Source organism: Amycolatopsis thailandensis, assembly GCF_042723255.1.
Taxonomy (GTDB): domain Bacteria; phylum Actinomycetota; class Actinomycetes; order Mycobacteriales; family Pseudonocardiaceae; genus Amycolatopsis; species Amycolatopsis thailandensis.
The window spans coordinates 1-25,517 of sequence record NZ_JBHXJK010000124.1 but is presented as its reverse complement, the minus strand read 5'-3'; the positions used below and the strand labels follow the sequence as shown (position 1 = coordinate 25,517).

Sequence of the window (25,517 nt, the reverse complement as noted above, 5' to 3'; positions counted from 1 at the left end):
CGCCTGGCGCAAGGAAGGGGGCCTTCATGTACTTCAAGCGCGCGTCAGCGAACTCGCCACCCCCGCCGCCGCCCCCGCGGCACCACCACGGCCGCCGCGCCCAGCAGAGCGACAGCGACCACGACACCCACGACCACCGACCAAGCCGCCTGCCGCGCGGGCGCCACGTCCGGGCCGGACGCGACCACCACCGGTTCACGGCGCGCGGCCGCCGCGCCCTCCCCTGCCCCGGCGACCGAAGTCAGCGCCGCGAGCGGGTCGAGCACGGTGACCCCGGCGTGCGGGTACGCGGTGTCCCGCAGCCTCCTGGCGAGGTCGGCGGCCGTCGTCTCGGGCCGGTAGGAGCGGATCAGCGCCGCCGCGGCCGCCACGTGCGCGGCGGCGAACGCGGGGCCCGCGCCGACCGCGGCACCACCGCCCGGTCCCAGGCCTGCCACGAGATTCCCCGGTGCGGCAAGGGATCCGGGAACGGCCTTGGCGTCCGGTTTCCCGTCCGGGCCGAGCGCGGACACCGCGAGCACGCCGGGGAACGACGCCGGGTAGTACGGTCCCGGCGGGACGTCCCGGGAAGCGTCCCGGCCCGCCGCGGCCACGATCAGCGCGCCCGCCGCGATGGCCCGGTCGACGGCCTGCTTCAGCTCCGGATCCGCGTCGGTGACGGCCGCCGCGACACAGATGATCCGCGCGCCGCCCGCCAGTGCGGCGTCGAGGGCGCCGGCGATACCCGCCGCGCTCGCCGTGCCGTTCTTCTCCGTTCCGCGCACCGCGAGCACCCGCGCCGAGGGCGCGAGCCCGGACACCTTGGCACCGTCCACGACGGGCGCCGCGATCAGGCTCGCGACGACGGTGCCGTGCCCGACACAGTCCGTCCCGCCGTCACCGACCGGCTGCACCGGCAAGACCGACTTGTCGACTCCGGTGTCCACCACCGCGACGGTGACCCCGTCCCCTTTCGACAGCGCCCAAAGCCGGTCCACCCCGAGATAGGGCAGCTGCCACGGTACCGAAGGAACCTTCTTGCCCGACGCGGAAGTGCACGCCTGCCCGGCCTTCAACGTCTGCGGGATCTGCGGGAGCTCGGTGTCCTGCGCGGCCGCGAGACCGCCGTTCGCCAACAGGGTGAGCGTCACGCACGCCACGGCCAGGGGTCGCCTCATCGTCCCAGTCCAGCACGCCCCGCGCGGCCCGCCCAGGAAGAACCACCGGCAGGATCGCCCGCGCCGGTGAACCCGATCGGACCTCCCCCGCGTTGTCCTCGGTGGAGCCGAGGGCAGGTTCCGATCGGAGAACGACGAGGGGAGCGCTCGTGTCACGGCACGTGCTCACGGTGGACCGCGATCAGGGATATCGCACCATTTCGGCCGCGTTGCAGGACGCGCGCAACGGCACGGTGATCTCCGTGCTGCCCGGCCGCTACGACGAATCCCTGGTGGTGACCAAGGTCGTCACCATCGCGGCGAGCGACGCGCGTGGAACCGTGGAGGTGGTGGCGCGCCAGGGCAGCGCGGTCCAGCTCGCCGCCGAGGCCGTCAAGCTCACCGGTCTGGTGCTGCGGGGACAACACGAGGAACTCCCCGCCGTCGACATCGCCCGCGGACAGGCCGCGGTGGAGGACTGCGAGATCATCGGCGCCGCCTGGACCGCGGTGCTGGCCCGCAATTCGGGTTCGCTGGCGATGCGGGGCTGCCGGGTGACCAACCCCGGCGGCGCGGGGATCGTGGTCACCTCGCCCGCCCCCAGCACGATCGAGGACTGCGTCGTCGAACACGTGCGGACCTCCGCCGTCGTGATCGCCGAACGCGGGAACCCGATGGTGCGCGACTGCACCCTGCGGCACGCCAAGGGAAACGGCGTCTGCGCCAACGGACAGGCTCAGGGCACGATCCAGCATTGCGACATCTCCTCGACCGACCGGCCCGGGATCGCGCTCGAAGAGGACAGCGCCACGAAGGTGCTCGACACGACCGTGCGCGACACCGCGAGCGGCGTCTTCATCAGCACCCACTCGTCCCCCGTGCTCGAAGAATGCCGCACCACCAACACCACCGGCGACGGGATCACCGTGGCCGACGGCGCCGACCCGGTGCTGCGCCGCTGCCGGACGGCCAAGACCGGCGGCGCGGGGGTCCGGGTCACCGGGCGCTCGCGCGGCACTTTCGAGGACTGCGAGGTCTCCGACGCGACCGGGCCGGGCATCCACGTCGACGAGGCGAGCGGCCCGACGTTCAGCCGGACGACGATACGCGGCGGCGCGGCGGAAGGCCTGGTGGTCACCGACGGCGCGACGGCCGAGTTCGACCGGCTGGAGATCCGGGACGTGGCCGGCGACGGCGTCCTGGTGCGGGCGGCCGCCAATCCACTGCTGCGCCGGGCGACGCTCAACGCCTGCCGCGGCAACGGGATCGAGGTCACCGGCAACGGCCGTGGCCGGGTCGAAGACTGCGAAGTCCGCGACGCCGGGAAAGCCGGGCTCAGTGTCTCCGAAGGCGGAAGTCCTTACGTCAGCACACTTCGGGTGCATCAGTCGAAGCGGTCCGCCGTCCTCATCGGACCCGGCGGCGTCGGTTCCTTGCGTGACTGCGAAATCGGCGAGGCGGGCGAAGACGGCGTGCTGGTGCGGGACGGCGGCGAACTGATGCTGTCGCGGTCCTCCGTGCGGCGGTCCCGCGGCCACGGCGTGCTGGTTGAAGCGGGCGCGCGGGCGAAACTCACCGCCGACGAGGTCAGCGGGAACCGCCGGGACGGCGTCCGGATCGAGTCGGCCGAGCCGGTGAGCCTGGTGGACTGCGCCGTTTCCGACAACACCGGCGGCGGACTCCGCACGACCGTGCCCACCACCCGGCTGTCGGTGGAGAACCTGATCAGCAAGGCCAACGGCGCCCCGGACACCGACGGCACCACCGCGGCCACCGCCGAGGTCACGGCGGTCACCGAACCCGGCGAAGTACCCCAGAGCGCCGAAAGCGAGAGCGGACCGCTGGCCAGGCTGGAGGAGCTCGTCGGCCTCGGCGGCGTCAAGCACCAGGTGAAGACGCTGGTGAACTTGAACAAGATGGCGCGCCGCCGGGAGCAGGCGGGGATGGTCGCGCCGCCGACCAGCAGGCATCTGATCTTCGCCGGTCCGCCCGGCACCGGCAAGACGACCGTCGCCCGCCTCTACGGCAGCATCCTCGCCGAACTCGGGGTGCTGCGCGAAGGTCATCTGGTCGAAGTCGCCAGGGCCGATCTGGTCGCGCAGATCGTCGGTGGCACCGCGATCAAGACCACCGAGACCTTCACCAAAGCCCTCGGCGGCGTGCTGTTCATCGACGAGGCGTACACCCTGAGCGCGCAGAACAAGGGCAGCGGCCCGGACTTCGGCCGCGAGGCCATCGACACGCTGGTCAAGCTGATGGAAGACCATCGTGACGAGCTCGTGGTGGTCGCCGCCGGGTATTCGCTGGAGATATCCTCGTTCCTGCAGTCCAATCCCGGGCTGGCGTCCCGGTTCACCCGGACCATCGAGTTTGAGAACTACAGCACCGACGAGCTGGTGACCATCGTCGAGAAGATGTGCACCGCCCACCAGTACCAGGTGCCCGAGGACACCAGGAACGCCCTGTCCGTCCACTTCGGACAGATGGAACGCGGCGAGGACTTCGGCAACGGCCGCACCGCGCGCAAGGTGTTCGAGGAGATGGTGGACAGGCAGGCTTTCCGGCTAGCGAGCGACGCGGACGCCGACGACCAGAGCCTGTCGCTCCTGCTCGCCGCCGACGTCCCCGGGGACGCGGGCAAGGCCGTTCAGGGCGGCGACGACGGCGAGCTCACGGTGCTGCGGACGAAACTCGACTCGATGATCGGCCTCACCGGCGTGAAGGACGCGATCAACGATCTGGTGAACCTGATCTCCACCGCGCGGCAGCGACGGCAAGCCGGGCTGCCGGTCCCCGCGATCAGCAACCATCTCGTCTTCGCCGGCGCGCCCGGTACCGGCAAGACCACGGTGGCCCGGCTCTACGGCGAGCTGCTCGCCGCGCTGGGCGTGCTGCGCAAGGGGCATCTGGTCGAGGTCGCGCGCGCCGACCTGGTCGGCCGCTACGTCGGGCACACCGCGCATCTGACCAGGGAGGCGTTCGAGTCCGCCCGCGGCGGCGTGCTGTTCATCGACGAGGCGTACGCGCTGACCCCGGAGGGCGCCACGGGCGGCGACTTCGGCCAGGAAGCCGTCGACACGCTGGTCAAACTGATGGAGGACCACCGTGACGACACCGTGGTGATCGTCGCGGGCTACTCGGCGGCGATGCGGTCGTTCCTCGCCTCGAACGCCGGTCTCGCCTCGCGGTTCTCCCGGCACATCGAGTTCGAGAACTACTCCACCGACGACCTCGTCACCATCGTGCACCGGATGGCCTCGTCGAACGGCTACGAGTGCGCGCCGGAGACGGTCATCGCGCTCCGCCGTCACTTCGCGGGCGTGGAACGGGACGAAACCTTCGGCAACGCCCGCTACGCGCGCCAAGTCCTGGAGATCATGATGACCCGCCAGGCGGGCAGGCTCAGCACGACCGGCGCTCCCACCATCGCGGACCTGCGACTCCTCTCACCGGCCGACCTTCCCTGAGCTTCACCTCGCGACGCCATGGCAGGATTGGCCCGCCCTGCCTGGCGTCGTCGAGAGGAGTCCACGCAGCGTGGACAAGACCGCGTTCGGAGACTTCCTCCGCTTCTACCGGCTGCGCGTCCCGATGACGCAGGAGGAACTGGCCGAGCGGACCGGGATCAGCGTGCGCAGCATCAGCGACATGGAGCGCGGGCGGGTCCGCAGCCCGCAGCGGCGCACCGCGGAACTGCTGGTCGAGGGCCTGGGCCTGACCGGCAAGGAGGCGGACGACTTCACCGGCCTCGCCCGCTCCGGCCGACGCGGCGCGGTCGTCCCGGACGAATCCGCCCCCGCCGAGGCGCCCCGGCCCGTCGTCGTCGCCGCTCTGCCGCCCCACCTCACCGAACTGACCGGCCGGACGGCCGAACGACGGCTGCTGGACGAGGTGGCGGAGTCCGCGGCGTCGTCATCCCACCTTCAGGTCGCGGTGCTGCACGGACTCCCGGGCGCCGGGAAGACCGCGCTGGCCGTGGACGCCGGGCATCGGCACGCCCACCGGTTCGCCCACGGCTGCCTGTTCCTCGACCTGCGCGGCATGGACCCCGAACCACTCACGCCCGACCGGGCCGTGCACCGCCTGCTGCGCGGGCTGGGACTCGACGAACGCCAGTTCCCCAACGATCCCGAAGACCGGCTCGCCCTCTACCGGTCCCTGGTCCACGATCGCGAGATCCTGCTGATCCTCGACAACGCCGCCAACGAGGCCCAGGTGCGCCCGCTGCTCGCCACCAGCCCCGGCTCGATGGTGCTGGTGACCAGCCGGAGCACGCTGACGGGGCTCAACGCGAGGCACCGGCTCGCCCTCGACGTGCTGTCCGGCGAAGACGCGGTGGTCCTGCTCGGCGCCGCTGCCGGGGAGCGGCGGTTGAAGGCGGAACCGGACGCCGCGCGGCGCGTGGCGGAACTCTGCGGCGGCGTGCCGCTCGCCCTGCTCATCGCGGGCAACCGGCTGGCCAGCCGTCCACAGTGGACGATCGCGCATCTCGCCGACCAGCTCGAGAACGAACGGCGGCGGTTGTCCGTGCTCACCGCGGGCGACCTCCAGATCCGCACCGCTTTCGCTCTCTCGTACCACCATCTGGCGCCCGAAACCGCCCGGGTGTTCCGGCGGCTGGCGCTGCTGGACGGTCCGGACGTGTCCGTCGAGCTCGCCGCGGTCGCCGCCGGCAGCCCGGCGGACGACGTCGAAGCCGCGCTGGAGAAGCTGGCCGACGCCAGCCTGCTCGGCCTGAGCGGAACGCCGGGGCGATACACCACGCTCGATCTGCTGCGCGTGTTCGCCAAGGAGAGGCTCGAAACCACCGAGAACGCCGAGGACGTCCGGGAAGCCGCCGCGCGGGTCCGGAACTGGCTGCTCGCGGTCGCGACGAAGGCCGCGCAGTACTTCGATCACGACCGGACCGAGGTGACCGTCGTGATCGACGGACCCGATCCGGTGCCCGACCGGGAATCCTCGGCCCGGTGGCTGGCCGAGGAACAGCACCATTGGCGCGGGGCGCTGCGGTCGGCGGCGGCGCTCGGCGCGGACGGTCAGGTGCTCGAACTGGCCGAGGCCATGCACTGGTACTCGGATCTGCGGGGCACCGGCCCGCTCTGGCGCGAGGTGTTCGGCGCGGGCGCGGCGGCGGCCGGGGCGCTGGGCGACGTCCGGTCCGCGGGTGAACAGCTGAACTACGTGTCGTGGGCGCTCTACGCGCTCTGCGGGGATCCGCACGCCGCGCGCGAGGCGCACGAACGGGCGGTGGCGGCGGCGACCGAAGCGGGCGACCTGCTGGTCCAGGCCTGGGCCTGGTACTACGGGGCCGCCATCACCCGGCGGCTCGGCTCCCCGCGCGAGGCCGCGCTGATGACCAGGCGGTCCGTGGAGTTGTTCGAGCGGGCGGGATATCCGAACGGCCGTCATCTGGCGCTGTCCCTGCTCGGCAGCATGCTGCACACCCTCGGCGAGTACGGCGAGGCCGTCACCGCGCAGCGCGAGAGCGAGGCCTACTACCGGGGTTCGGCCACCGCGCCGGGCAACGACGAACTGCTGTCGATGGTCCTGACCCGGCTCGCCGACAGTGTCGCGGCGACCGGCGACGTCGCGACGGCGCTGGCTCTGCTGGACGAGGCCGAGTCGCTGTTCCGCAGGCATGGCGCGACCTTCGCGGTGGCGAAGGCGCAGCATCTGCGCGGCCAGGTCCTGTTCAAGGCGAACCGGCTGGCCGAGGCCGAGGAGCAATTGGTTTCCGCCCTCGCCGAAGCGCGCTGGTCCGAAACCAAGATCGAGATCCTGATCCAGCTGGCGAAACTGACCGAAACCGCCGGGAAACCCGCCGAGGCCAAGGCGCACCGGGTGCGCGCTCTCGCCGAATGCGCCCGGTACGAAACGCCGTTCGCCCGGCAGACGGGGCACGAGCTGGCCGCCGAACTCGGTGTCGCGGTGTCCGAATCGGCCTGATCACCACCCCGCGGCGGTGACCCCGCTGCCGGCCAGCACCTCGGTCATCGCGATGGTCGCGTGGTGCACGCGGGACTTGACCGTCCCCACCGGGACGCCGATGCTCGCGGCGGCCCGCTGCCGGGTGCGGTCGAGCCGGTAGACCTCGTCCAGCGCTTCCCGCTGGATCGGGGTCAGCTGAGCCAACCCCTCCTCGACGACGCAGCGTTCGAGGACCTCGTCGGCGAAGTCGGTGTCGCCCGGCAGCAGGTCGAAGTCGTCGTCCCCGAACACCACAGGGCGGGCCTTGTCGCGGCGCGCCCAGTCGACGACGAGGTTGCGGGCGACCCGGAACAGCCACGGCCGCGGCGGGATGCGCTTCTCGATCAGGGTCTCGCTGTTGCGCCACGCCCGGAACAGGCATTCCTGCACGACGTCCTCGGCCCGGTGCGGGTCGGTGGGGAGCAGCCCGCGGGTGAAGCGCAGCAGATGGACCCGGTGCTCGGTGTGCAGCGCCGCGAGGAAAGCGTTCCCCTCGGCCGACGGCGCCCTGTCCGCCAGCGAAGTCACCTGCGTACCGCGGTGGCCTGTCACGCCGACCTCCCTGACTAGTTGGCGTCCTTGACCTCATTCCACCGGTCGGAGTAGCCCGCGACCATGCGGAAGGACCGGCAGAACTCCGCGTCGGCGGGTTCTTCCGGTCCTTCCGCCACTCACCGGTCCCCGTGCCCGCCGGGTGCGGCGCTGCCGGTGTATTCCGGGAGGCCGGCGACCAGTTCGGCGACGTCCGGCACGTTCCGGAACCGGCGCCGGTGGACGTCGGCGATCTTCGCGCCGATCTCCGGATCCGGGTCGTCGGTGATGTCGTACGACACGAATCTGTCGATCAAGGGCAGCCCGGTCCGGTCCATTTCGAGATGCGCCGGATGGTTCATGTACTCCTCGTACCCCTCGATGTCTTCGAGCAGCGTGACGGCGCCGTAGTCGAACCCCCCGCCGAAGTCGGGGCCGACGACGCGCGCCTTGATCACGGGGATGGCGTCGACGTGCTCGCTCATCCGCGCGAGGCCTGCCGCCTTGGCTTCCTCGGTGACATCGGGTTTGAGCGTGAACCGGACGCAGTGATAGATCATCGGACTCTCCTTCACTCGGAACGGAAAACAGCGGCGTGATCGCGGGCGAAATCGGTGACGTCGCGCGCGGGTGCGCCGGTCAGGTCGGTGACGGACGTGTGCACCTCGGCGGCTTCGCCCCGGGCGTAATGGGCGTAGTCCTCGAGGAGGCCTTCGAGCTGCCACGGCGGCAGCAGGCCGGTCAGCCCGGCGGCGAACCGACCGGCGGAGGTGGCGTGGAAGGCGACCTCCCGCCCGAGTGCGCCGGAGAGCGCCTCGGCGATCTGGTCGTGGGTCACGGCGCGAGGCCCGGTCAGCGTGTAGGTGCGGCCGGTGTGTCCCGCCTCGGTCAGCACGACCGCGGCGGCGTCCGCGATGTCCCTGGTGTCTATGGCGCTGACGGCGGCGTCGCCGATGGGGGCGGTGAAGAAGCCCTGCGAGATGGTGGCGGCGAAGGCGAGCAACGCTTGCAGATAGAGGTTGGGGCGTAGCACGGTGTGGCCGATCCCTAGCTCCTGTACGTGCGCTTCGACCCCGGCGTGCCAGCGAAGGAACCGCACCGGCGAGTCGGCGCGCGCCGCGTATTGCGAAAGCACCACGAGCCGGTCCACCCCGGCGTCGCGGGCGAGGTCGGCGAACCGCGTCTGGACCTCGGCCGCGTCGGGAGCGGAGGGACTGTTGAGGAAGATCGCGTCGGCACCCTTCAGCGCCGCGGCGACCGATTCCGGGTCGCGCAGATCGGCGACGACGGTCTCCGCGCCGGGAACGACGCGGCCCGAGTCGCGGGTCATGGCCCGGACGGTGACGCCGCGGTCCAGCAGGGCGGGGATCAAGGCCGATCCGACGGTTCCGGTCGCGCCCGCCACCAGCACTGTGTCCATTGTGGAGCGTCCTTTCAGGAGCGAAGACGCCGTCGGGTCCCGACGGCGGAGACGATCGATACCGCGAGGGCGATGACGACGAGCGCGGCCTCGCCGAGGAAAGCGGTCGTGAACGAGATGTCCCCGTGCGTTCCCCCGGCGCCGATGGCGATCCCGGCGAGCGTGGCCAGCCCGACCGCGCCGCCCAGCTGCTGCGCGGCGTTGACGAGTCCGCTGAGCAGTCCCGATTCGCCGTCCGCGCTGTCGCGGACCGCCATCGCGGTGGCGTTGACGGCGGACAGCCCGAGTCCGGCGCCGATCAGCAGGAACGCGCCCAGCAGACTGACGGAGAACCCACTGGTCGTCGGATCCAGTGCCAGCCAAAGGAAACCGGCGAGCAGGACGGCGAGGGCGGCAGGCAGCGCGCGGCCCACCCCGGCCCGTTTGGCCGCGAGCGGCGCGACGACGCTGCCCACGATGATCATGACGGCGATCGGGAGCTGGGCCATCCCGGCCGCCAGCGGGCTCATCCCGAGTTCTTCCTGCTGGTACTGGGGAAGGAAGAAGAACAAGCTCGTCAAGGTGCCGCCGATCAGCACCATCACCAGGTTCGCCGTGACCACCGCTTTCCGGCGGAACACGCCCAGCGGGATCAGCGGGCGGGCGGAGCTCCGCTCGACGAAGACGAACGCGATCAGGGAAACGAGACCGGCCACCAGGCCGGCGATCGTGCCGGGGGCGGTCCATCCGGCGTCGGAGGCGGAGACCATGCCCAGCGCGAGCCCGGAGATCCCGAGGGTGATCGTCACGGCGCCCAGCGCGTCGAACCGGCCTGGCCTGCCGGGCACGGGCGGCACCGAACGCCACACCACGATCGCGCCGATGACACCGAACGGCACCGGCGTCACGAACACCGCCTGCCAGCCGAGCAGTTCGGTCAGCGTTCCGCCGAGGAAGACGCCGATGAGACTGCCCGCCCCCGCGACGGCGCCCCAGACGCCCATCGCGCGAGTGCGTTCCGCGGGCGACGAGGCGAGGCCGAGCACGAGCGAGAGCGCCGCGGGCATCAGGACGGCGGCCCCGATCCCCTGCCCGATCCGCCCGGCGATCAGCATCCCGCCGCCGGTGGCCAGCGCGCAGAAGGCCGAGGCCGCGAGATACACGGCCATTCCGGTCAGGAACACCTTCCTGGCCCCGAGTACGTCTCCGAGGCGGCCGCCGAGCAGCAGCAAACCGGCGAACGCCACCAGATAGCTGTCCACGACCACCGTGAGTTCGGCGGCGGTGAGTCCCAGGCCCTGCCGGATCGTGGAGCCGGCGAGGTTCACCATCGCGGCGTCGAGGATGACCAGGAACATGGCTGTCGCCAGGCCGGTCATCGCCACCCCGCGCGAGGTCTGTTTCGTCGCTCGTACTGTCATGCCGCAACGATCGCGCGGGCCCGCCCGCGTTCGCGTCGGCGACAATCACCTAGCTCGCCTCGCTAGGGTTCGGACCATGGCCTCGACGTCCTCCCGCTCGCTCGTCGGCAGGCGAGACGAAATCGATCGTCTTCTCGCCCTCGTCCGCGCCGCGGGCCGGGGTGAAGGCGGCGTGCTCGTACTCCGCGGCGAGCCGGGCATCGGCAAGAGCGCGCTGCTGGACCACGTCGAACGCACGGCACCGGAGGGCTTCCAGCTCATCCACGCGTCCGGGTCGGAGTTCGAGGGCGAGCTGCCGTTCGCGGCGTTGCACCAGCTCTGTGTTCCGGCGCTGGCGCATCTCGACTCGCTGTCGGCTCCCTACCGTGATTCCCTCCTCGTCGCCTTCGGGCTGGCCGACGGCGCGCCGGACCCGTTCCGCGTCGGCCTCGCCGCGCTGGAACTGCTGACGGCGGCCGCGGGGAAGCGTCCGCTGCTGTGCGTGGTCGACGACGCGCATTGGCTGGACACCGCCTCGGCGCGGGCGCTGACGTTCCTGGCGAGGCGGATCGCGGCCGAGCCGATCGCGATGGTGTTCGCCGCCCGTGACCAGGACCCGATCCGCGGGCTGGACGAGCTGCCCGGGCTGACGGTCACGGGCTTGAGCGACGCGCACGCGCGTGCCCTGCTGGCCGAGGAGAAGACCGTGACGCTGGACGAGAGGGTGCGCGACCGCCTGCTCGCTGAGGCCCGCGGGAACCCGCTGGCCCTGATCGAGCTGCCCAAAGCGGGCGGCTTCGCGCCGCCCGCGCCGTCGCCGATCGCGAGCCGGATCGAGCGGAGCTTCCGGGCGAGGATGGCGGAACTGCCCCCGGACGCCCGGCGGCTGCTGATCCTCGCGAGCGCCGATCCCACCGGCGACCCGGGGCTGCTGTGGGCGGCCGCGCGGCGGCTGGACATCGACGTGGCCGCCGCGAGCGCCGCCGCCGAGGCGTCCGGGCTGATCCTGTTCGGCACGCGTGCGCGCTTCTGTCATCCGCTGGCCCGCTCGGCCGCCTACCTCGCGGCGGAACCGGAGCGTCGGCAGGCGGCGCATCGGGCACTGGCCGAGGCCACCGATCCGGGCACCGCCCGAGACCGGCAGGCCTGGCACCGGGCCCAGGCCACGATCGGGCCGGACGAACAGGTCGCGGCGGAGCTGGAACTGTCGGCGTCCCGGGCGCAGGCCCGTGGTGGCGTCGCGGCCGCCGCCGCGTTCCTCGAACGCGCGGCGGCGCTGTCGCTCGACCCCGGCAAACAGATCGAACGCACGCTCGCGGCCGCGCGGACGACGCTCGAAGCGGGCGGGACGGAAGCGGCGGCGGACCTGCTGGCCAGCATCGACACCGACAAACTGGAAGTCCCCCAGCACGCTTCCGTCGACCTGCTGCGCGGGCGGATCGCCTTCGTCCAGGGCGCGGACGGGGCCGTCCGGGGGCCGGAACTCATCCTGGGGGCCGCGCGACGGCTCGCCACCGTCGACCCGGAACGGTCACGCGAGTGCTTCATCGCGGCGCTGGAGATGGGGCTCGTCGTCGGCAGGGCCGCGGGCGTGCTGGACCGGGTACTCGACGCGGCCCGCTCGGCACCGGCGGCGTCGCGGACGCCGGATCTCCTCGACGCGCTCGTGCGGTTGAACACCGAGGGGCATCACACCGGCTTACCGGCGCTTCGCCAGGCCCTCACCGGCGACGACGCCGGCTGGACGCGGACACCGGCCTTGGCCACCGTGCTCGCGGGCGAACTGTGGGACATCGGCCTGCACGCGACGATCGTCGACTGGCTGGTGCGGACCGGACGGGACACGGGCGCGCCGATGACCATCCGGCTCGGCCTGTCCCAGGTGGCGCTGCACGCGGTGCTCACCGGGGATTTCGGGCGGGCGATGGCCGCGATCGCCGAGGAGGAGGCGATCGCCGACGCCGTCGGCGATCCGCCGCAGCTCTACCCGAGGGTGCATCTCGCGGCGCTGCGCGGCCGCCGTCAAGAAGTGCTCCACCTGTCCGTCGAGGCGACGAAGCGGGGCAACGGCCAGCTGACCGCGAACGCCCACTGGGCGACGGCCGTGCTGTACAACGGCCTCGCCGAATACCCGGCCGCGTTGGAGGCTGCGAAACGGGCCGTGGCGAGCGGCGATCTGTTCCTCACCGGCATCGCGCTGCCCGAACTGGTGGAAGCCGCGGTCCGATGCGGCGAGGAGGCCGTCGCGCGATCGGCGCTGGAATCCTTGACACAGCGCACAGAACCCGCGGGAACCGCGTTCGCCCTCGGAGTGGAGGCGGGCGCGCGGGCGCTGCTCAGCGACGCGGAAGACGACTACCTGGAGTCTCTCGAGCAGCTGACGAACAGTCCGCTCCCGGCGCACCTCGCGCGGGCACACCTGCGGTACGGGGAATGGCTGCGCCGCGCGGGCCGCCGTCGCGACGCACGCGAACACCTGCGCACCGCGCACGAACAGCTGTCGAAGATCGGGCTGGAGGCGTTCACCCGGCGGGCCGCCGACGAGCTGCGCGCGACCGGGGAAGTGGCGCGCAGCCGCTCCGAACGCTTCTACGACCACCTGACCATGCAGGAGATGCACATCGCGCGCCAGGTCGCGGCGGGCGCGACGTCGAAAGAGGTGGCGACGCGCCTGTTCGTCAGTCCTCGGACGGTGGACGCCCACCTCCGCAACATCTTCCGCAAACTCGGCATCACCTCGCGCAGGCAGCTCAGGGACATGCCTGATCTCGGTGAATCCCCGGCCCAGGTCTAGAGCCTGCCGCCGAGCAGCTCCGCGAGCTCGCCGTAGCCGGGGATGTTGGCGCTCAGCGGACTGCCCGCGAGCGTCAAGTACGCGATCCGGGCCTCGCCCCGGCTCCGTTTCACGGTGGCCACCAACGTGTCGAGGTCCTCACTCATGCACCAAAACGCCCCGTCCCCGGCGTCCGGCAAGGGCTTCGCCTGCCCCTCGCCAAGGCATTGGTCCTCGGCGACGCCGAGCAAGGCCTCCGGCGCCGTGTTCCCGGGCGCGGCGGTCACCATGAGGCTGCCGACCTCGGAACCGTCGTCGACACGGCTGAAGTCACAGGCGTAGTTGACGCTCTTCTGCCCTCGCATGACTTCCTGTTCCGCCGATCGATAGACGGCCTTCGCGCGCAACGCCCCTTGAAGTTCTTCGACGCCGAGGAACACGCATGCCGCCGAAACGACCTCAGGCGAGGTCGCCGGAGCCCAAGTCGAAGAAGGGGCCGCCGCCGGACTCGGGGAAGGCGCGGAAACCACATTCCCTTCGCCTGCCGCACAAGAGCAACAGAAGGCCATCACCGACAACGAAAGCGCGGCGAAGAGCCGCGAGTTCTTTTTCATGCCGAACATCCCCCACCCAAAACCGAATCCTCCGGGGTGGAGGTTACCCGGCCGATTCCTGATCGCGGATTCGCCCCGGGAATGATCCGATCACCCGTTGTCGGAACTTTTCCGACTTTTCACTTATCCGGTTTCCGTGTTTTCCGGCACCTCCGCCCGGTTCAAGCGGCGGTAGTGCGAGCGGGCTATGGCATCCGGCTGCCGACCGGCCCCATAATCGCTGCCCGTGGTCCTTGTGTCCGTCCACCCGGGAGGCCGTCACCGTGAAAACACTGGACCGCGATCGCACTCCGGTACGGTTCACCGTCCTGACCTCGGTGACCGGTGGACTGGTGCTCGCCGGGATCCTCGCATTGCTCCGCGGCGACGCGCTGATCGCGAAAGTGCCCGCCTGGACCGTTCTGGCCGCGGGCTCGCTGGCCGCGATCCCGCTGATGCTGCGCCGAGCGCCGTGGACCAGGCGGCCGCGCCAGGCATTCCTGGTGACCTCGGCCTTCAGCCAGAAGTACTGGGTCGCCGGTTTCGTGCAACGTGTGCACGTCGTGCTGGACCGCAGCGGTATCGACCTGGTGCTGAAGGTGCCCGACCGGGATTACGACGCCGCCGCGCAGGCACACCACCTGCGCAGGATCCTGGCCGCGCGCCGCGGTTATCTCGGCGGGGTCATCGTCGCGACCGAAGTGCACCGGCTACGTCCGGATCTGGTCGAATTCTGCTCCGAATTGGCCCTGCCGGTGGTTTTCACCGACATCGAACCTTTCGACGACGAAGCCGACTACCCTGCCAACACCACCTTCGTCGGCTATCTCAGCCGCGATCTCGGAAACCTCGCTGGTCGGTGGCTGGTCACGCACTTCCGGCAACGGGGCACGCGACGGCCACACGTGCTGATCGTGGCCAGCCAACAGCATCCGGCGCGGCAAGACCATTGCGCGAGCGTTCTCCGGACGGAGTTGACCGACGTTTCGATCACCATCGACGACAGCTGCGCCTTTCAGCGGCCCCGCGCCTATGACGCCGTGCAGTCCCACATTCGCCTGCTGGCCGCGAAGCAAGGACACCTGGACGCCGTTTTCTGCACCAACGACGAGATGGCGCTGGGGGCCGTCGACGCGCTTCGGGCGACGACTTCCCCGGTCACGGCGGACACCGTGGTCATCGGTGTGGACGGAACCACCGAGGCACGCACCCTGATCGACACCGGAACGAGCCCCTTGCGGGCCACCGTGGTCCAGGATTCCCACAGCCTGGCCGAAAGCGTCGTCCACGCGCTGGAATCCATGCACGAACGAGGCAAGGCGACCAAACGCACCGTGCTCACCCCGGAGATCTACGAAATCAAGTGAGGGACACGACGAAATCATAGAGTCGACGATGTGGGTACTCTCGAATCGAGCGGAATTTCGACCAAGGGGAGGAAACATGTCGGAAAACGATTCGATCCCGGCCCGTCAGGCCGCCGTCGCACTCGCCACGGACCGGTTCGGCGCCGACCACCGGGAGACCTTGAAAACCCGGAACCTGCTCGGCTTCGCCCTGCACCGCGCCGGCAGAGTGGAAGAAGCCGAACGTGAGCTACGTGCCGCGAAGGACGACTGTTCCCGCGTTCTTGGTGCGACCGACTCGGAAACCCTGTTCGGCCACAGCCTCCTGGCGTACCTTTTGCTCGACTCCGGCAACGTGAACGAAGCGGCTCAGCAGCAACGCGCGCTGGTCGAGGCGTCGGAAACCGCTCTCGGCGAGCGCGACCCCATCACTCTCGGCCGACGCGTGAACCACGGCGTGATGCTCTACCACCTCGGCCGGCTGGAAGCCGCCGAACGAGAACAACGCTCCACCCTGGAACTGTGCGAACAAGTCCTCGGCGCCCAGCACCCCGCCACTTCCGCCTGCCAGCTCAGCCTGCGAACGATTCGGGACGCTCCCCCCGAATAGCCGGGGCCGGTCATCCCCGCTCGTCCCATTCCGGCGCGTCGACGAAGTGGACGTCGTACCGTTCGTGGATTCGCTCGATCTCCGCAGGCTCGACGTCTCCGCGAAGAATGCCGGGCAGGGCGCGGAAATATTCGAACCGTTCGACGCCGGGCGCCAACGTGATGAGGACGTCCGCGGCCAGCTCCGGCGGCGCCGCGAAAGCGTGCCGGACACCCGGCGGGATCACGACGTAGCCGCCTCGCTCGACAGTGACCGTCTCGCTGCCCACCAGCATCCGCAGCGCCCCGTCGAGGACGTAAAAGGCCTCCGCGGATTTCTTGTGGTAATGCGGTTTCGTACCGGCTTCCCCGGCCCGCAAGGAAAGCCGGTTCGCGCCGAGGAGCCCGCCTGTGTGCTCGCCATCGGCAAGCAACCACAGCGCGGGCTTCTCGATGACCTCCGCGTCCTTCTCCTGCAACACCCAAGCTTCGCGTGCCATCGCAACCCCCATCTAGTTGAAGTCTTCAACCAACGCTAGACCGAAGTGGTTGAAGGCGTCAACTGTTACCGTGGACATCGTGACCAACTGGCTCGACACCGACCAGCAGCGTGACTGGCGTGCGTTCATCGAAGGATCCGTCCGGTTCGTCGACCTTCTCGACCGCCGGCTGCGCGAGCAGCACGGGCTTTCCTTGGCGGAGTACGAACTCCTGGTGCGACTGTCCGAAGCCGACGACGGCTCGATGCGCATGGCGGACCTCGCGAAGTCGGCGTACTACTCGCGCAGCCGGCTCTCGCACCGCGTCAACGGCCTGGAGGTCCGCGGCCTGGTCCGACGGGAGACGACCGCCGACGACGGCCGCGGCGTGCGCGCGCGGCTCACCGACGAAGGGCGCGAAACCCTGCTTCGCGCGGCTCCGGACAACCTCCGCACCGTCCGCGCGCACTTCGTCGACGTGATCGAACCCGAAGACCTGCGGGCGGTCGGGCGCGCCATGCGCGCCGTCTCCGAACAACTCGACTCGTGAGCGAATATGGCGCGCCCGGCTACCTACCACCCTGACGTTCTGGCTGCGGTCGCTCCCCGTCCCAGTCCGTGAAGGCCTCCTTGAGAGACCCTGGGTCCCTCAAGGAGGCCTTCACGGACTAGCGGATCGTCACACACGCGCCAGCAGCCTGACCTGCGCGAGGGTGGCGGTCCCGCGCCAGCCGGGCTCGACGGTGCGGGAGACGCGGTGACGAGGGAAGATCCCGGACGTCCAACGTCCGGAATCCTCCCCCGTCGACCACACCACCATCCAGCCCCACCCCGCACCACAACGAAACACGGCCTCACCCACGACAGACCCAGGACGTTCACTGCCCCGACTCCCCCACCAACGAGATCGAGCGTGGAGGATCCGGGACGTTCAACGTCCCAAATCCTCCACGCTCGCCAGCCACACCAATGGGCAGGCAGATACGAGTTCGCCAGAACCCGAATCCCCACTCACGACCACCTCGACCTGACGCGCCCCAGCAGACCCGACGTCGCGACACCCATCCCACCGCGCCTCTCCTTTGTGGACAGTCGAGATCGAGCAAGGCCTAAGCTGTCCACATGGCACGATTCGACGAGATCCTGGCGACCTTCTGGGGAAACGGTGACTACGGCGTCCAACAGCCACTGACCGACGAATCGGCGCGGGAAGCGGAGAAAGTGCTCGGCGTGACGCTGCCGTCGGCATTGCTCGACCTTCTGCGCGTCCAGAACGGCGGAAGCGTCGCTGCCGCCCACGACGCGTTTCCCACGTCGCGGCCGACGTCGTGGAGCGAAGACCACGTCCCGTTCGACCAGCTGATGGGCATCGGGCGCCGCGACAGGACGACTTCGTTGCTGGACACCCCCTATCTGGTCCAGGAGTGGGGCCTACCGGAACCGCTGGTGCTGCTCTCCGGCGATGGGCACTCCTGGATCGGACTCGACTACCGCGCGTGCGGACGAGACGGTGACCCCTCGGTCACATGGTTCGAGTCCGACCCCGAAGTGGAACTCGCGCTGGCCCGTGACTTCCGCTCATTCATCGAGGGGCTCGTTCCCAGCCACGTCTTCAGCTGACACGCTCTGCCGTATCACCAGGTGACGGGCAGCTCCCGCACCGTGTAGAAGATCGCGTTCTCGTCGAATTCCAGTTCGCGCAAGGGTTTCGCCAGGGTCAGGGTCGGCACGCGCCGGAAGAGCGTGCCGAAGACGACCTGAAGCTCCACTCGCGCCAGCGGAGCGCCCAGGCACAGATGCCTGCCGTAACCGAACGCGAGATGGTGACGGGGTTTGCGGCGGACGTCGAGCAGGCCGGGGTCCGGGAAGACGGAGTGATCCCGGTTGGCGGTGCTTTTCACCGCGATGATGCCTTCGCCGGCGCGGATGAGCCGGCCGCCGATCTTCAGGTCTTCTCGCGCGACACGGCGGGCTTCGGTGTGGGTGACGGACAGATGGCGCAAGAGTTCTTCCACGGTGTCGGCCACCACCGCGGGATCTTCGCTGTCCCGGACGGCGCGCAGCTGATCCGGATGGGTCAGCAGCGCGACTGTGCCCAAAGTGATCATGCTCGCGGTCGTGTCGTGCCCCGCCACCAGAAGCAGCTGACCCAGTGTCGCGATCTCGTGTGGCGTCATCGCACCGGTCCGGAATTGCCCGACGGTCAAGGCACTGAGCAGGTCTTCGCCCGGCTCGGCGTCCCGTTCCAGCACCAGGTTCTCCAGGTAGGTGTTCAGCTGTTCGCTGGCGGCCAGCGCTTTCCCGGGATCGCCTTCGTCCATAACGAGTGTCCGGGCGACTCCTTGGAAGTAGTCGCGGTCGGCGTAGGGCACGCCCAGCAGTTCGCAGATCACTTGTGACGGGGCCGGTAACGCGAAGGCCTCGACCAGATCCACCGGCCGCGGACCGGCGAGCATTTCGTCGACGAGGTCGTCGACGATCCGCTGGATCGCGGGCCGCAGAGCCTCCATCTTCTTGATCGTGAACTCCGGCGTCAGCAGCCGCCGCTGCACGGTGTGTTCCGGCGCGTCCATCTGCATCAACGTTTTCATCCTGGTGTCGCGGGCCTTGCTCACCGGATTGGCGTGCGGGAAGGCGGGCCGCGTGGCGTCGACACTGACGCGCGGGTCGGCCAGCACCGCACGCACGTCCTCGTGCCGGGTGACCAGCCACGGCGTGCTGCCGTCCCACAACCGCACCCGGGACACCGGATCGAGCTCGGCCAGCCGGGTCAGTTCCGGCGGCGGCGCGAGCGGGCAACCGGCCGCGCGAGCCATCGGGAACTGGGGCACCGTTTTTTCGTCTGTCATGGAATCCTCCCGGTGTCGGCATTCGTGCCTTCGCAGCATGGCGGCGCGGGAGACCCCGGTAATCGGACAAAAAGGATGTGATATGCGTCATATTCAAAGCCGTCGGGCGCGAATCGCCGTCGTGGTGGTGGACTGCCCCGACCCGCAAGCCCTCGCGCCCTTCTACGAAGCGCTTCTGGGCGTGAGCCGCACAAGGGACGGCGCGGACCATGTGCGGCTGACACTGGGCGACGGCCAGCCGGATCTCGCCCTCCATCGCACCGATCATTACGTCCGCCCGGACTGGAAGCGGGGCGAGCCCGCGCAGCAGCTGCACCTCGATCTCCTCGTGGCCGACCTGGACGAAGCCGAGCAGGAGGTGCTCACCCTCGGCGGGCGCCTGCTCGACGGTTCCGACAAGCCCATCGGATACCGCGTCTACGCCGATCCGGTCGGGCATCCGTTCTGCCTGGTCACCCCGGAGGGGCTTGGCTGACTCGCCGAAGCCGTCGCTCAGTCGTCGGCGTCACAGTAAATGTCAGACATTCGGTGTTAGGGTCCCCTTATGAACGAACTGCGTGCGCCGCGCCGGGTCGCGAGCTTGTCGGCGCAACTGGTGGACACCCTTCGCGAGAAGATCGCCTCCGGCGCCTGGCCCGTGGGGACGCGGATCCCGCCCGAACACGATCTGGTCGAGCAGCTCGGCGTCGGGCGCACGACGGTGCGCGAAGCGCTCGGTGCGCTGGCGCATCTGGGTTTGCTGGAAGCCCGGCGGGGCGACGGAACCTACGTCCGGGCGTCGAGCGAAATGCACTCGGTCCTGTTGAGGCGCGCCGACGCTTCCCGGCAAAGCGACGTGCTGGAACTTCGCGCGGTGCTGGAGGAGTACGCCTCGGGCCTGGCCGCGGCGCGGCGCACCGAGGAAGACATGGTCCGTCTCCGGCGGCTCCTCGACGAGGCCGAGACGATCGCGGGCTCCCAGGAGGTGACCCTCGCCGCGGAGGCCGACGTGCGCTTCCATCAGGCCGTGGTGAAGGCCGGCGGGAACCCTTTGCTCACCGAGGTTTACGACGTCCTCAGCGCGGCGGTCGCCGAGCAGATCGGCGACACGCTGTGGCCCGCCGCGACCGCCGCCGAGCATGCCGATCTGCACCGGAGTCTCGTCGAGGCGATCGCCGCCCGCGACGAGGTCGGCGCCCGCTACCGCGCCGCCGAGATCGTGAAGCTCACCGAGACCGGAACGGACCGCCGGAAATGACCTCTCCCACGACGACCAGAAGCGATCCGGCCCGCACCACACCCGCCCTTTCGGCCGGTCTCGTGATCGCGATTCTCCTGGTGGCGGCCAATCTGCGCGCGACCTTGACCGGCGTGGGCACGCTGCTGCCGTCCATCCAGCAGGCCACCGGGCTGACGGCGTCGGCGAGTGGCGTCCTGAACACGGTGCCACTGCTCATGTTCGCGGTGACTTCGCCCTTCGTCGGACGTCTGTCGCACCGGTTCGGCACCACCCGTCTGCTCGTGGCCGCCCTCGCGGTGCTGACGGCGGCCACCGTGCTCCGGTCCCTGCCGTCGCTGGTGTGCCTGTTCGCCGGGACCGTGATCCTCTCGGCGGCGATCGCGATCGGCAATGTCCTGCTGCCGACGATGATCCGCACCCACGTCCCCGGTCCGAAGGCGCACACCGTCAACGCCCTCTACGTCACCGCCATGGGCCTGGTCGCCGCCGTGTCATCCGGGATTTCCGTTCCGCTCGCCAAGGCACTCCCCGGCGGCTGGCGTTCCGCGCTCGCCTGGGGAGTGGTGATCGCCCTCGCCGCTCTCGTCGCGTGGCTTCCCCGGCTGCGCGAGCCACGGCCGGACGCCGGCGTCCGGACACGCGGAAAGCACGCTCGGACTCCCTGGGGATCCTGGCAGGCGTGGCAGGTTTCCTTCTTCATGGGCCTGCAATCCCTCGTCTTCTACACCGCCATCGCCTGGCTGCCCAGCATCCTCGCCGACCAGGGCATGAGCACCGCGGCGGGCGGCTGGACGCTGTTCTACTACCAGGTGATCGGACTGGTCACCGGGATGGCGCTGCCGTTGCTCACCCGAGGCCGTCACGACCAGCGCTTCACCGCCGCTTCGGCCTCGGTGATCGTCGCCGCCGGTTTCGTGATCCTGCTTCTCGTCCCCGCGCTCGCGCTCGTGGCGTGCACTCTTCTCGGTTTGGGCACCGGCGCCTGTCTCGTGCTCGCCCTGAGTTTCCAGAGCCAGCGCGCCAGTGGGCCAGGTGAGACCACGGCCCTGGCCGGGATGGCCCAGTCCATCGGCTATCTCGTCGCGGCGATCGGGCCGTTGCTGCTGGGTGTCCTCCACGACACCACCGGCAGCTGGACAGGCGCCCTCCTGCTCCTGATCGCGTTGAGCCTGCTCATGGCCGGTACGGGATACGGCGCCGGGCGCGACCGTCTCGTCAGTGCCCGGACACCTTCTTGAGCCGTCGCAGGAGGAAGCTCGCCACACTGGCCAGCACGAACAGAGAGGACGCCACGAAGATCTTTTCCCCGGCGGAGGTGTCGTCGAGGGCGGGATGCACGCTGGTGAGCACCACATGGACGTAGAAGAAGACCGCGGGCAGGTAGAGCGCCCACCACGCGGCTTTGCTCCAGTCCTTCAGCGCGTGGCCGTCCAGCGGCTTGATCGGGAGCAGCCCGAAGACGACGACCTGGATCCCCGCGGCCAGGACGACACAGATCGCGAAGGCGAGCGCGTAGGCAGGCGATTTCGGAGAGGCTTCCCGGCCGGCGACGATCAGCGGGCCGAGCGCCGCCCAGAGCCCGACGCAGGTCACGAGGACGGCGATCCCACCGCCCAAGGTCGCCCGTCCTTGGGCCCGCTTCGACGCCTCGCCGATGGCGATGAAGGTGACGACCAGTCCGTAGACGTAGGGCACGGGCGAGTCCAGCAACCGGGACAGCGTCGCCATCGCCGCGGCCACGAGGAAACCCAGCCAGACGGCCCGGAGTTCGCCACGGCCGCGGCTCGCGGTGAGCAGCGAGTCCTTGGGTTTCTCGTAGGCGGCGACGACCAGTGACAGGGCGACAGCGCCCGCCGCCGTTTTCAGCGCGACGATGCCCCAGTCGAACGTTTCGGCGTTGATCTCGGCGTCGGCCCAGACCAGCAATCCCCCGCCGAGCAGCGCGTAGCCGAGCGTCCGCGGCCAGGCGTGACCACGAGGACTCGCCGGGTCCATCCGCTCCCGGATGGCCGGGGTCCGTAGCACTTCGAGGATCTTGTTGACCAGGTCCGCCGGGAAGGCCGTCTCCAGCAGCAGCACGACCGCGATGATCGCCGCCGCCGTCGCCGCGCTCACCGCCAGGGACCGGAGATCGGTCAGGACCTCGCTCAAGACGGGTATGTCGGTGATCCCGGGCGGTTTCGCGCGAGGTGGTTCCGGCGGGGCCGGCGGCGGACTCGGTGGCTCCGTCGGCTGCGGGATCGAGGTGGTGGAGCCCGGGTTCGGTTTCCAGGTCAGCTCGAAGGTCGTCAGGACCGGACCGGTCGGCAGCTTCATCGTGCCCGCGGTGTGGACGGCCCCGGCGCACCGGAACTCCACGGTACGGACGCCCGCCGTCAGGCCGTCCGGGATGAACGCGTGCAGGTCGATGAACTCCCAGTTGTCCCCCTGTCCGTGCCGCGCCTCGTCGAGCCAGGTGTCCAGCCTCCGGCCGCCGAGGACGATGGGGCTCGCCCGGCAGTCCGCCGGGTAACCGTGCAGGTGGACGGTTACCTCGGCCCTGCCCGACGACTGGTCGCCGGACGGCGGAGGCGTGGTCCTGGACGTGGACGGTCTCGGCTGGACCGCGATGGTGACTGTCGCGTCCGCCGCGTCGTTCTGCGGGTCCACCGCTCGATAGCCGAAGGAGTCCGTTCCGGTGAAGCCGAGTGGCGGCGCGTAGTCGAACGAGCCGTCCGGTCGCAGCACCACCCGTCCACCCCGCGCGGTGAAACCGTTGCGTGCCTTGCTTTCCGCCGTCAGCCGCTCCCCATCGGGGTGGCTGTCTCCCGCCAGCACGCCGGGCGCGGGGACCTTCAGCAGCACACCCGACGTCGCCTGGTAGCCGTCGTCACGCGGAAGTGGGCCGAGCCGGACCCCCACGGACACCGCCGCCGTGTTGCTCCGGGCCCCCGCCGTGTCGACGATCCGGTAGCTCCACCGCGCGGTCAGCGAAGATCCTCTGCGCCAACGGAATCCGACCGGGCTGGTGGTCGGCTCCACCACGCCGTCCGTCGGGCCGGACACCAGCTCGACAGCGCGGACCTGAGCGCCTCGCGGGGTGTCGTTGGCCAGGACGTCGACCGTGAACCAGCCGCCGGCCGCCTGGTTGCCGGAATAGACGAAGCGGTCGTCCACCGCCGTCGGCGGCGCCGCGGCCAGGCCCAGCAACAGGCCCGGTCCGGCGATCAACAACGCCAGGATGCGGTTCACGGTGCGCTAGAAAGTCCAGATCCGCACGGTGAGATCCCACCGCCCGCTGTTGTCGACGGTCCTGTCGTCGTTCTGCGCCAGCCACAGCCAGGTCCGCGGTCCGCGGTAGACCACGCATCCGCTGTCGGCCCCGACCGGGAACGCGCTTCCCGTCGAGTTGAAGAATCCGTAGAGGCCGTACGACGGCGCCGAAATCCCGCCCCAGACCGTTCTCGTCCGCTCGGTCGGATGGCCCGCCGGCGAGTACGACGGCCCCCACGGCCACGAGTCGATCTTGATCGAACCGGTCGCCCGGACGCGTACGACGTCCCCGTCCTGGAGCGGGATGCCGGGGCCGATGAAGGTCCGGTCCTGGTAGCCGAAACTCACCGGCTGACCGTTCACGATGGCCAAGGGCGTATCCCGGATCACGCCGATCTGGTCGCCGCGGCACAGTCTCTGCGACAGCTCCGTTCCCGCCTGGGCGGGAGCCGGCTGGAGCAGGGCGAGCGCGGCCACCGTCGCCGCGATCAGCGTCGTGTACCGGATTCCGGTCATGGTCGGTGAACTCCCGTCGTGAAGCCTTCCCCGCTGTACTCGAGGATCGGCCCGCACACCGGTCCGGGTCGAAGTCGTTGTGCCTATCCGGCGATCGGCCGGGGCTATGGCTGCAGCTCGGCCGTGACCCGGGTCGCCAGCTCGCAGAACAGACGCGGCAACGCGCGCCGATCGTCCCGGCGGCGGGCGACACCGGTGGACGAGCACGGACCTTCACGCAACTCCAGTGCGCGGAATCCGTGCACGGCGGCGGTTTTGACGTACAGGTACGGGGCAGGGCAGACCACGCCGTTCAAGACGACCGACAACGCCAGCTCCGTCACGGTGCTGACCGGCTCGCCCACCGCCTTCGGATACTCGCCGTTGCGCGAATCCGGCAGCAGCCACCACCGCTTCATGGCCTCGGGCACGGCGTCCCCGACGTTCGGCATCGGCTCGTCGAGGATGTCGGGGACACCGACGGAATCGAGCTCCGCCAAGGGATGCCCGATCGGCACCGCCAGACCGCAGGGCTCGTCGGCGATCGGCTCCCACAGCACCCGCTCGACGTCCACCGGGAGCCGCAGCAGTGAGACATCGACGTCGCCGTCGAGCAGCGGCCCTTCCGGGTCGGGCAACGTGGTCTCCTGCCACGCCAACCGCACGTGCGGGTACGCCGTCGAAAAAGCGCTCGCGATCGGTACGTGCAGAGCGCGCGGAATCGGCGGAGACCAGCCGATCCGCAGCGTGTCCGGCTCCGACCCGGCGCGCCGGGTCGCGCGGGTGGCCTCGTCCACCATCCGCAGCACGGCTTCGGCGTGCCCGTGGAACACCTCACCGGCGGCGGTCAGCCGGACCCCGTCCGGCGCGCGCAGGAACAGGGGGACGCCGAGTTCCCGCTCCAGCGCACGGATCTGCTGGCTCAACGTCGGCTGCGAGACGAACAGCATGTTCGCCGCCTTGGTGAACCCACCCTGCTCGGCGACGGCCGTGAAATACCTGAAATGACGTAGTTCCATGCTCCCCGCCTCCCCTTCGAACGCGTTCACGATTCCGCAGATCCGTCGCGTCCGGACACGGCCAGCAGGATGAAGACCGGCAACGATGCGGTCACCCGGCGATGTCGGCCGGGACACCGATCCGCGTTTCTTCGGGGAGAAAAAGAAACAGTCTCGGCGCCGGGATCGTCATCCGTCGTCGGGGAGCCGGTCGAGGACCCGTTCGAGCGCGGGTCCGATGGCATCGAGCTCCCCGCTCCGCGCTGGAAGACGACCCCTTCCGGCCGCAGGCCGCCCCGATCGGGGCGGCCGCGTGGCCAGCGCGGGATCGATCAGGCCGAGCCAGACGTCCTGGCCGTCAGGTGGAAATACCGGGCCGAAAGTCAAGGGTGCCAGGTCGGAGGGCGAAGTCCGTGAAGGCCTCCTTCCCTACTTTCAGGGTAGGGGAGGAGGGCGTCACGGACTGGTGCAGGTCATCGCCGTGCAACGGGG

The 25,517-nt window shown here is 70.1% G+C and carries 21 protein-coding genes; 10 read left to right on the top strand and 11 right to left on the bottom strand.

Translation table 11 applies throughout. From position 1 onward, the window contains the following. Nucleotides 1–44 precede the first annotated feature (44 nt). Entirely contained in the window at nucleotides 45–1,157 is a 1,113-nt protein-coding gene (locus ACFWMR_RS34070; RefSeq protein WP_378381358.1) for a S8 family serine peptidase, read from the bottom strand. 149 nt (nucleotides 1,158–1,306) lie between these two features. Here ACFWMR_RS34070 and ACFWMR_RS34065 point away from each other — a divergent pair, with 149 nt between their 5' ends. Both ACFWMR_RS34065 and ACFWMR_RS34060 read left to right on the top strand, forming a co-directional pair. Then, nucleotides 1,307–4,603 carry a right-handed parallel beta-helix repeat-containing protein gene (locus ACFWMR_RS34065; RefSeq protein WP_378381357.1) on the top strand — a complete coding sequence of 1,099 codons (3,297 nt, stop codon included), beginning with the start codon at nucleotides 1,307–1,309 and terminating at the stop codon, nucleotides 4,601–4,603. 70 nt (nucleotides 4,604–4,673) lie between these two features. Further along, nucleotides 4,674–7,082, top strand: a complete 2,409-nt coding sequence (locus tag ACFWMR_RS34060) for an ATP-binding protein (RefSeq protein ID WP_378381356.1) — start codon at nucleotides 4,674–4,676, stop codon at nucleotides 7,080–7,082. On the opposite strand, the gene ACFWMR_RS34055 is transcribed toward ACFWMR_RS34060, so the two are convergent. The 4 genes from ACFWMR_RS34055 to ACFWMR_RS34040 all read right to left on the bottom strand — a co-directional run bounded on the left by ACFWMR_RS34055 (nucleotide 7,083) and on the right by ACFWMR_RS34040 (nucleotide 10,454). Next, the gene (locus tag ACFWMR_RS34055) at nucleotides 7,083–7,655 is read right to left on the bottom strand and encodes a sigma-70 family RNA polymerase sigma factor (RefSeq protein WP_378381354.1); all 573 of its coding nucleotides are present in this window, start codon (nucleotides 7,653–7,655) and stop codon (nucleotides 7,083–7,085) included. 119 nt (nucleotides 7,656–7,774) lie between these two features. Continuing rightward, the gene (locus tag ACFWMR_RS34050; RefSeq protein ID WP_378381353.1) at nucleotides 7,775–8,194 is read right to left on the bottom strand and encodes a Dabb family protein; all 420 of its coding nucleotides are present in this window, start codon (nucleotides 8,192–8,194) and stop codon (nucleotides 7,775–7,777) included. 11 nt (nucleotides 8,195–8,205) lie between these two features. Further along, a complete protein-coding gene (locus ACFWMR_RS34045) occupies nucleotides 8,206–9,054 on the bottom strand; it encodes an NmrA family NAD(P)-binding protein (RefSeq protein ID WP_378381352.1) in 849 nt (282 codons plus the stop codon). A 14-nt stretch (nucleotides 9,055–9,068) separates the two neighbouring features. Further along, nucleotides 9,069–10,454 (bottom strand): MFS transporter, encoded by a 1,386-nt coding sequence (locus ACFWMR_RS34040; protein WP_378381351.1) that lies wholly within the window; start codon nucleotides 10,452–10,454, stop codon nucleotides 9,069–9,071. Nucleotides 10,455–10,530: 76 nt separating this feature from the next. On the opposite strand from ACFWMR_RS34040, the gene ACFWMR_RS34035 reads away from it, so the two are divergent. After that, entirely contained in the window at nucleotides 10,531–13,227 is a 2,697-nt protein-coding gene (locus ACFWMR_RS34035; RefSeq protein WP_378381350.1) for an AAA family ATPase, read from the top strand. Here the strand turns inward: ACFWMR_RS34035 and ACFWMR_RS34030 are convergent. Beyond that, nucleotides 13,224–13,571, bottom strand: coding sequence for a hypothetical protein (locus ACFWMR_RS34030; RefSeq protein WP_378381349.1), 348 nt, complete (start codon nucleotides 13,569–13,571; stop codon nucleotides 13,224–13,226). The genes ACFWMR_RS34035 and ACFWMR_RS34030 overlap by 4 nt on opposite strands. Nucleotides 13,572–14,083: 512 nt before the next feature. Between ACFWMR_RS34030 and ACFWMR_RS34025 the strand changes: the two genes are divergently transcribed. Continuing rightward, nucleotides 14,084–15,166, top strand: a complete 1,083-nt coding sequence (locus ACFWMR_RS34025) for a sugar ABC transporter substrate-binding protein (protein WP_378381348.1) — start codon at nucleotides 14,084–14,086, stop codon at nucleotides 15,164–15,166. A 76-nt stretch (nucleotides 15,167–15,242) separates the two neighbouring features. After that, the gene (locus tag ACFWMR_RS34020; protein WP_378381347.1) at nucleotides 15,243–15,755 is read left to right on the top strand and encodes a tetratricopeptide repeat protein; all 513 of its coding nucleotides are present in this window, start codon (nucleotides 15,243–15,245) and stop codon (nucleotides 15,753–15,755) included. Nucleotides 15,756–15,765: 10 nt separating this feature from the next. Here the strand turns inward: ACFWMR_RS34020 and ACFWMR_RS34015 are convergent, their stop codons facing one another. Continuing rightward, nucleotides 15,766–16,233, bottom strand: coding sequence for a cupin domain-containing protein (locus tag ACFWMR_RS34015; RefSeq protein ID WP_378381346.1), 468 nt, complete (start codon nucleotides 16,231–16,233; stop codon nucleotides 15,766–15,768). A 79-nt stretch (nucleotides 16,234–16,312) separates the two neighbouring features. Here ACFWMR_RS34015 and ACFWMR_RS34010 point away from each other — a divergent pair, with 79 nt between their 5' ends. Next, nucleotides 16,313–16,762 carry a MarR family winged helix-turn-helix transcriptional regulator gene (locus ACFWMR_RS34010; protein WP_378381345.1) on the top strand — a complete coding sequence of 150 codons (450 nt, stop codon included), beginning with the start codon at nucleotides 16,313–16,315 and terminating at the stop codon, nucleotides 16,760–16,762. A gap of 572 nt (nucleotides 16,763–17,334) precedes the next feature. Next, a complete protein-coding gene (locus ACFWMR_RS34005) occupies nucleotides 17,335–17,832 on the top strand; it encodes an SMI1/KNR4 family protein (RefSeq protein ID WP_378381344.1) in 498 nt (165 codons plus the stop codon). Between the two features lie 14 nt (nucleotides 17,833–17,846). On the opposite strand, the gene ACFWMR_RS34000 is transcribed toward ACFWMR_RS34005, so the two are convergent. Next, nucleotides 17,847–19,061, bottom strand: a complete 1,215-nt coding sequence (locus ACFWMR_RS34000) for a cytochrome P450 (protein WP_378381343.1) — start codon at nucleotides 19,059–19,061, stop codon at nucleotides 17,847–17,849. 82 nt (nucleotides 19,062–19,143) lie between these two features. Between ACFWMR_RS34000 and ACFWMR_RS33995 the strand changes: the two genes are divergently transcribed. The 3 genes from ACFWMR_RS33995 to ACFWMR_RS33985 all read left to right on the top strand — a co-directional run bounded on the left by ACFWMR_RS33995 (nucleotide 19,144) and on the right by ACFWMR_RS33985 (nucleotide 21,518). After that, nucleotides 19,144–19,536, top strand: a complete 393-nt coding sequence (locus ACFWMR_RS33995; protein WP_378381342.1) for a VOC family protein — start codon at nucleotides 19,144–19,146, stop codon at nucleotides 19,534–19,536. Nucleotides 19,537–19,605: 69 nt separating this feature from the next. After that, nucleotides 19,606–20,298, top strand: a complete 693-nt coding sequence (locus tag ACFWMR_RS33990; RefSeq protein ID WP_378381341.1) for a FadR/GntR family transcriptional regulator — start codon at nucleotides 19,606–19,608, stop codon at nucleotides 20,296–20,298. Continuing rightward, the gene (locus ACFWMR_RS33985; RefSeq protein WP_378381340.1) at nucleotides 20,295–21,518 is read left to right on the top strand and encodes a CynX/NimT family MFS transporter; all 1,224 of its coding nucleotides are present in this window, start codon (nucleotides 20,295–20,297) and stop codon (nucleotides 21,516–21,518) included. The genes ACFWMR_RS33990 and ACFWMR_RS33985 overlap by 4 nt, the downstream gene beginning before the upstream one ends. On the opposite strand, the gene ACFWMR_RS33980 is transcribed toward ACFWMR_RS33985, so the two are convergent. From ACFWMR_RS33980 to ACFWMR_RS33970, 3 genes are all read right to left on the bottom strand, one after another. Further along, a complete protein-coding gene (locus ACFWMR_RS33980) occupies nucleotides 21,496–23,511 on the bottom strand; it encodes an FGLLP motif-containing membrane protein (RefSeq protein ID WP_378381339.1) in 2,016 nt (671 codons plus the stop codon). The genes ACFWMR_RS33985 and ACFWMR_RS33980 overlap by 23 nt on opposite strands. 6 nt (nucleotides 23,512–23,517) lie before the next feature. Continuing rightward, nucleotides 23,518–24,048, bottom strand: coding sequence for a hypothetical protein (locus ACFWMR_RS33975; RefSeq protein WP_378381338.1), 531 nt, complete (start codon nucleotides 24,046–24,048; stop codon nucleotides 23,518–23,520). A 104-nt stretch (nucleotides 24,049–24,152) separates the two neighbouring features. Then, on the bottom strand, nucleotides 24,153–25,046 hold the full coding sequence (locus ACFWMR_RS33970; protein ID WP_378381337.1) for a LysR family transcriptional regulator: 894 nt from the start codon (nucleotides 25,044–25,046) through the stop codon (nucleotides 24,153–24,155). Between the last annotated feature and the right edge of the window lie 471 nt (nucleotides 25,047–25,517).

Coding starts and splice junctions, on each gene's coding strand:
- ACFWMR_RS34070 (WP_378381358.1), bottom strand. CDS start 1,157: ATGAGGCGACCCCTGGCCGTGGCGTGCGTGACGCTCACCCTGTTGGCG.
- ACFWMR_RS34050 (WP_378381353.1), bottom strand. CDS start 8,194: ATGATCTATCACTGCGTCCGGTTCACGCTCAAACCCGATGTCACCGAG.
- ACFWMR_RS34045 (WP_378381352.1), bottom strand. CDS start 9,054: ATGGACACAGTGCTGGTGGCGGGCGCGACCGGAACCGTCGGATCGGCC.
- ACFWMR_RS34040 (WP_378381351.1), bottom strand. CDS start 10,454: ATGACAGTACGAGCGACGAAACAGACCTCGCGCGGGGTGGCGATGACC.
- ACFWMR_RS34035 (WP_378381350.1), top strand. CDS start 10,531: ATGGCCTCGACGTCCTCCCGCTCGCTCGTCGGCAGGCGAGACGAAATC.
- ACFWMR_RS34030 (WP_378381349.1), bottom strand. CDS start 13,571: ATGCGAGGGCAGAAGAGCGTCAACTACGCCTGTGACTTCAGCCGTGTC.
- ACFWMR_RS34020 (WP_378381347.1), top strand. CDS start 15,243: ATGTCGGAAAACGATTCGATCCCGGCCCGTCAGGCCGCCGTCGCACTC.
- ACFWMR_RS34015 (WP_378381346.1), bottom strand. CDS start 16,233: ATGGCACGCGAAGCTTGGGTGTTGCAGGAGAAGGACGCGGAGGTCATC.
- ACFWMR_RS34005 (WP_378381344.1), top strand. CDS start 17,335: ATGGCACGATTCGACGAGATCCTGGCGACCTTCTGGGGAAACGGTGAC.
- ACFWMR_RS34000 (WP_378381343.1), bottom strand. CDS start 19,061: ATGACAGACGAAAAAACGGTGCCCCAGTTCCCGATGGCTCGCGCGGCC.
- ACFWMR_RS33995 (WP_378381342.1), top strand. CDS start 19,144: ATGCGTCATATTCAAAGCCGTCGGGCGCGAATCGCCGTCGTGGTGGTG.
- ACFWMR_RS33990 (WP_378381341.1), top strand. CDS start 19,606: ATGAACGAACTGCGTGCGCCGCGCCGGGTCGCGAGCTTGTCGGCGCAA.
- ACFWMR_RS33985 (WP_378381340.1), top strand. CDS start 20,295: ATGACCTCTCCCACGACGACCAGAAGCGATCCGGCCCGCACCACACCC.
- ACFWMR_RS33975 (WP_378381338.1), bottom strand. CDS start 24,048: ATGACCGGAATCCGGTACACGACGCTGATCGCGGCGACGGTGGCCGCG.
- ACFWMR_RS33970 (WP_378381337.1), bottom strand. CDS start 25,046: ATGGAACTACGTCATTTCAGGTATTTCACGGCCGTCGCCGAGCAGGGT.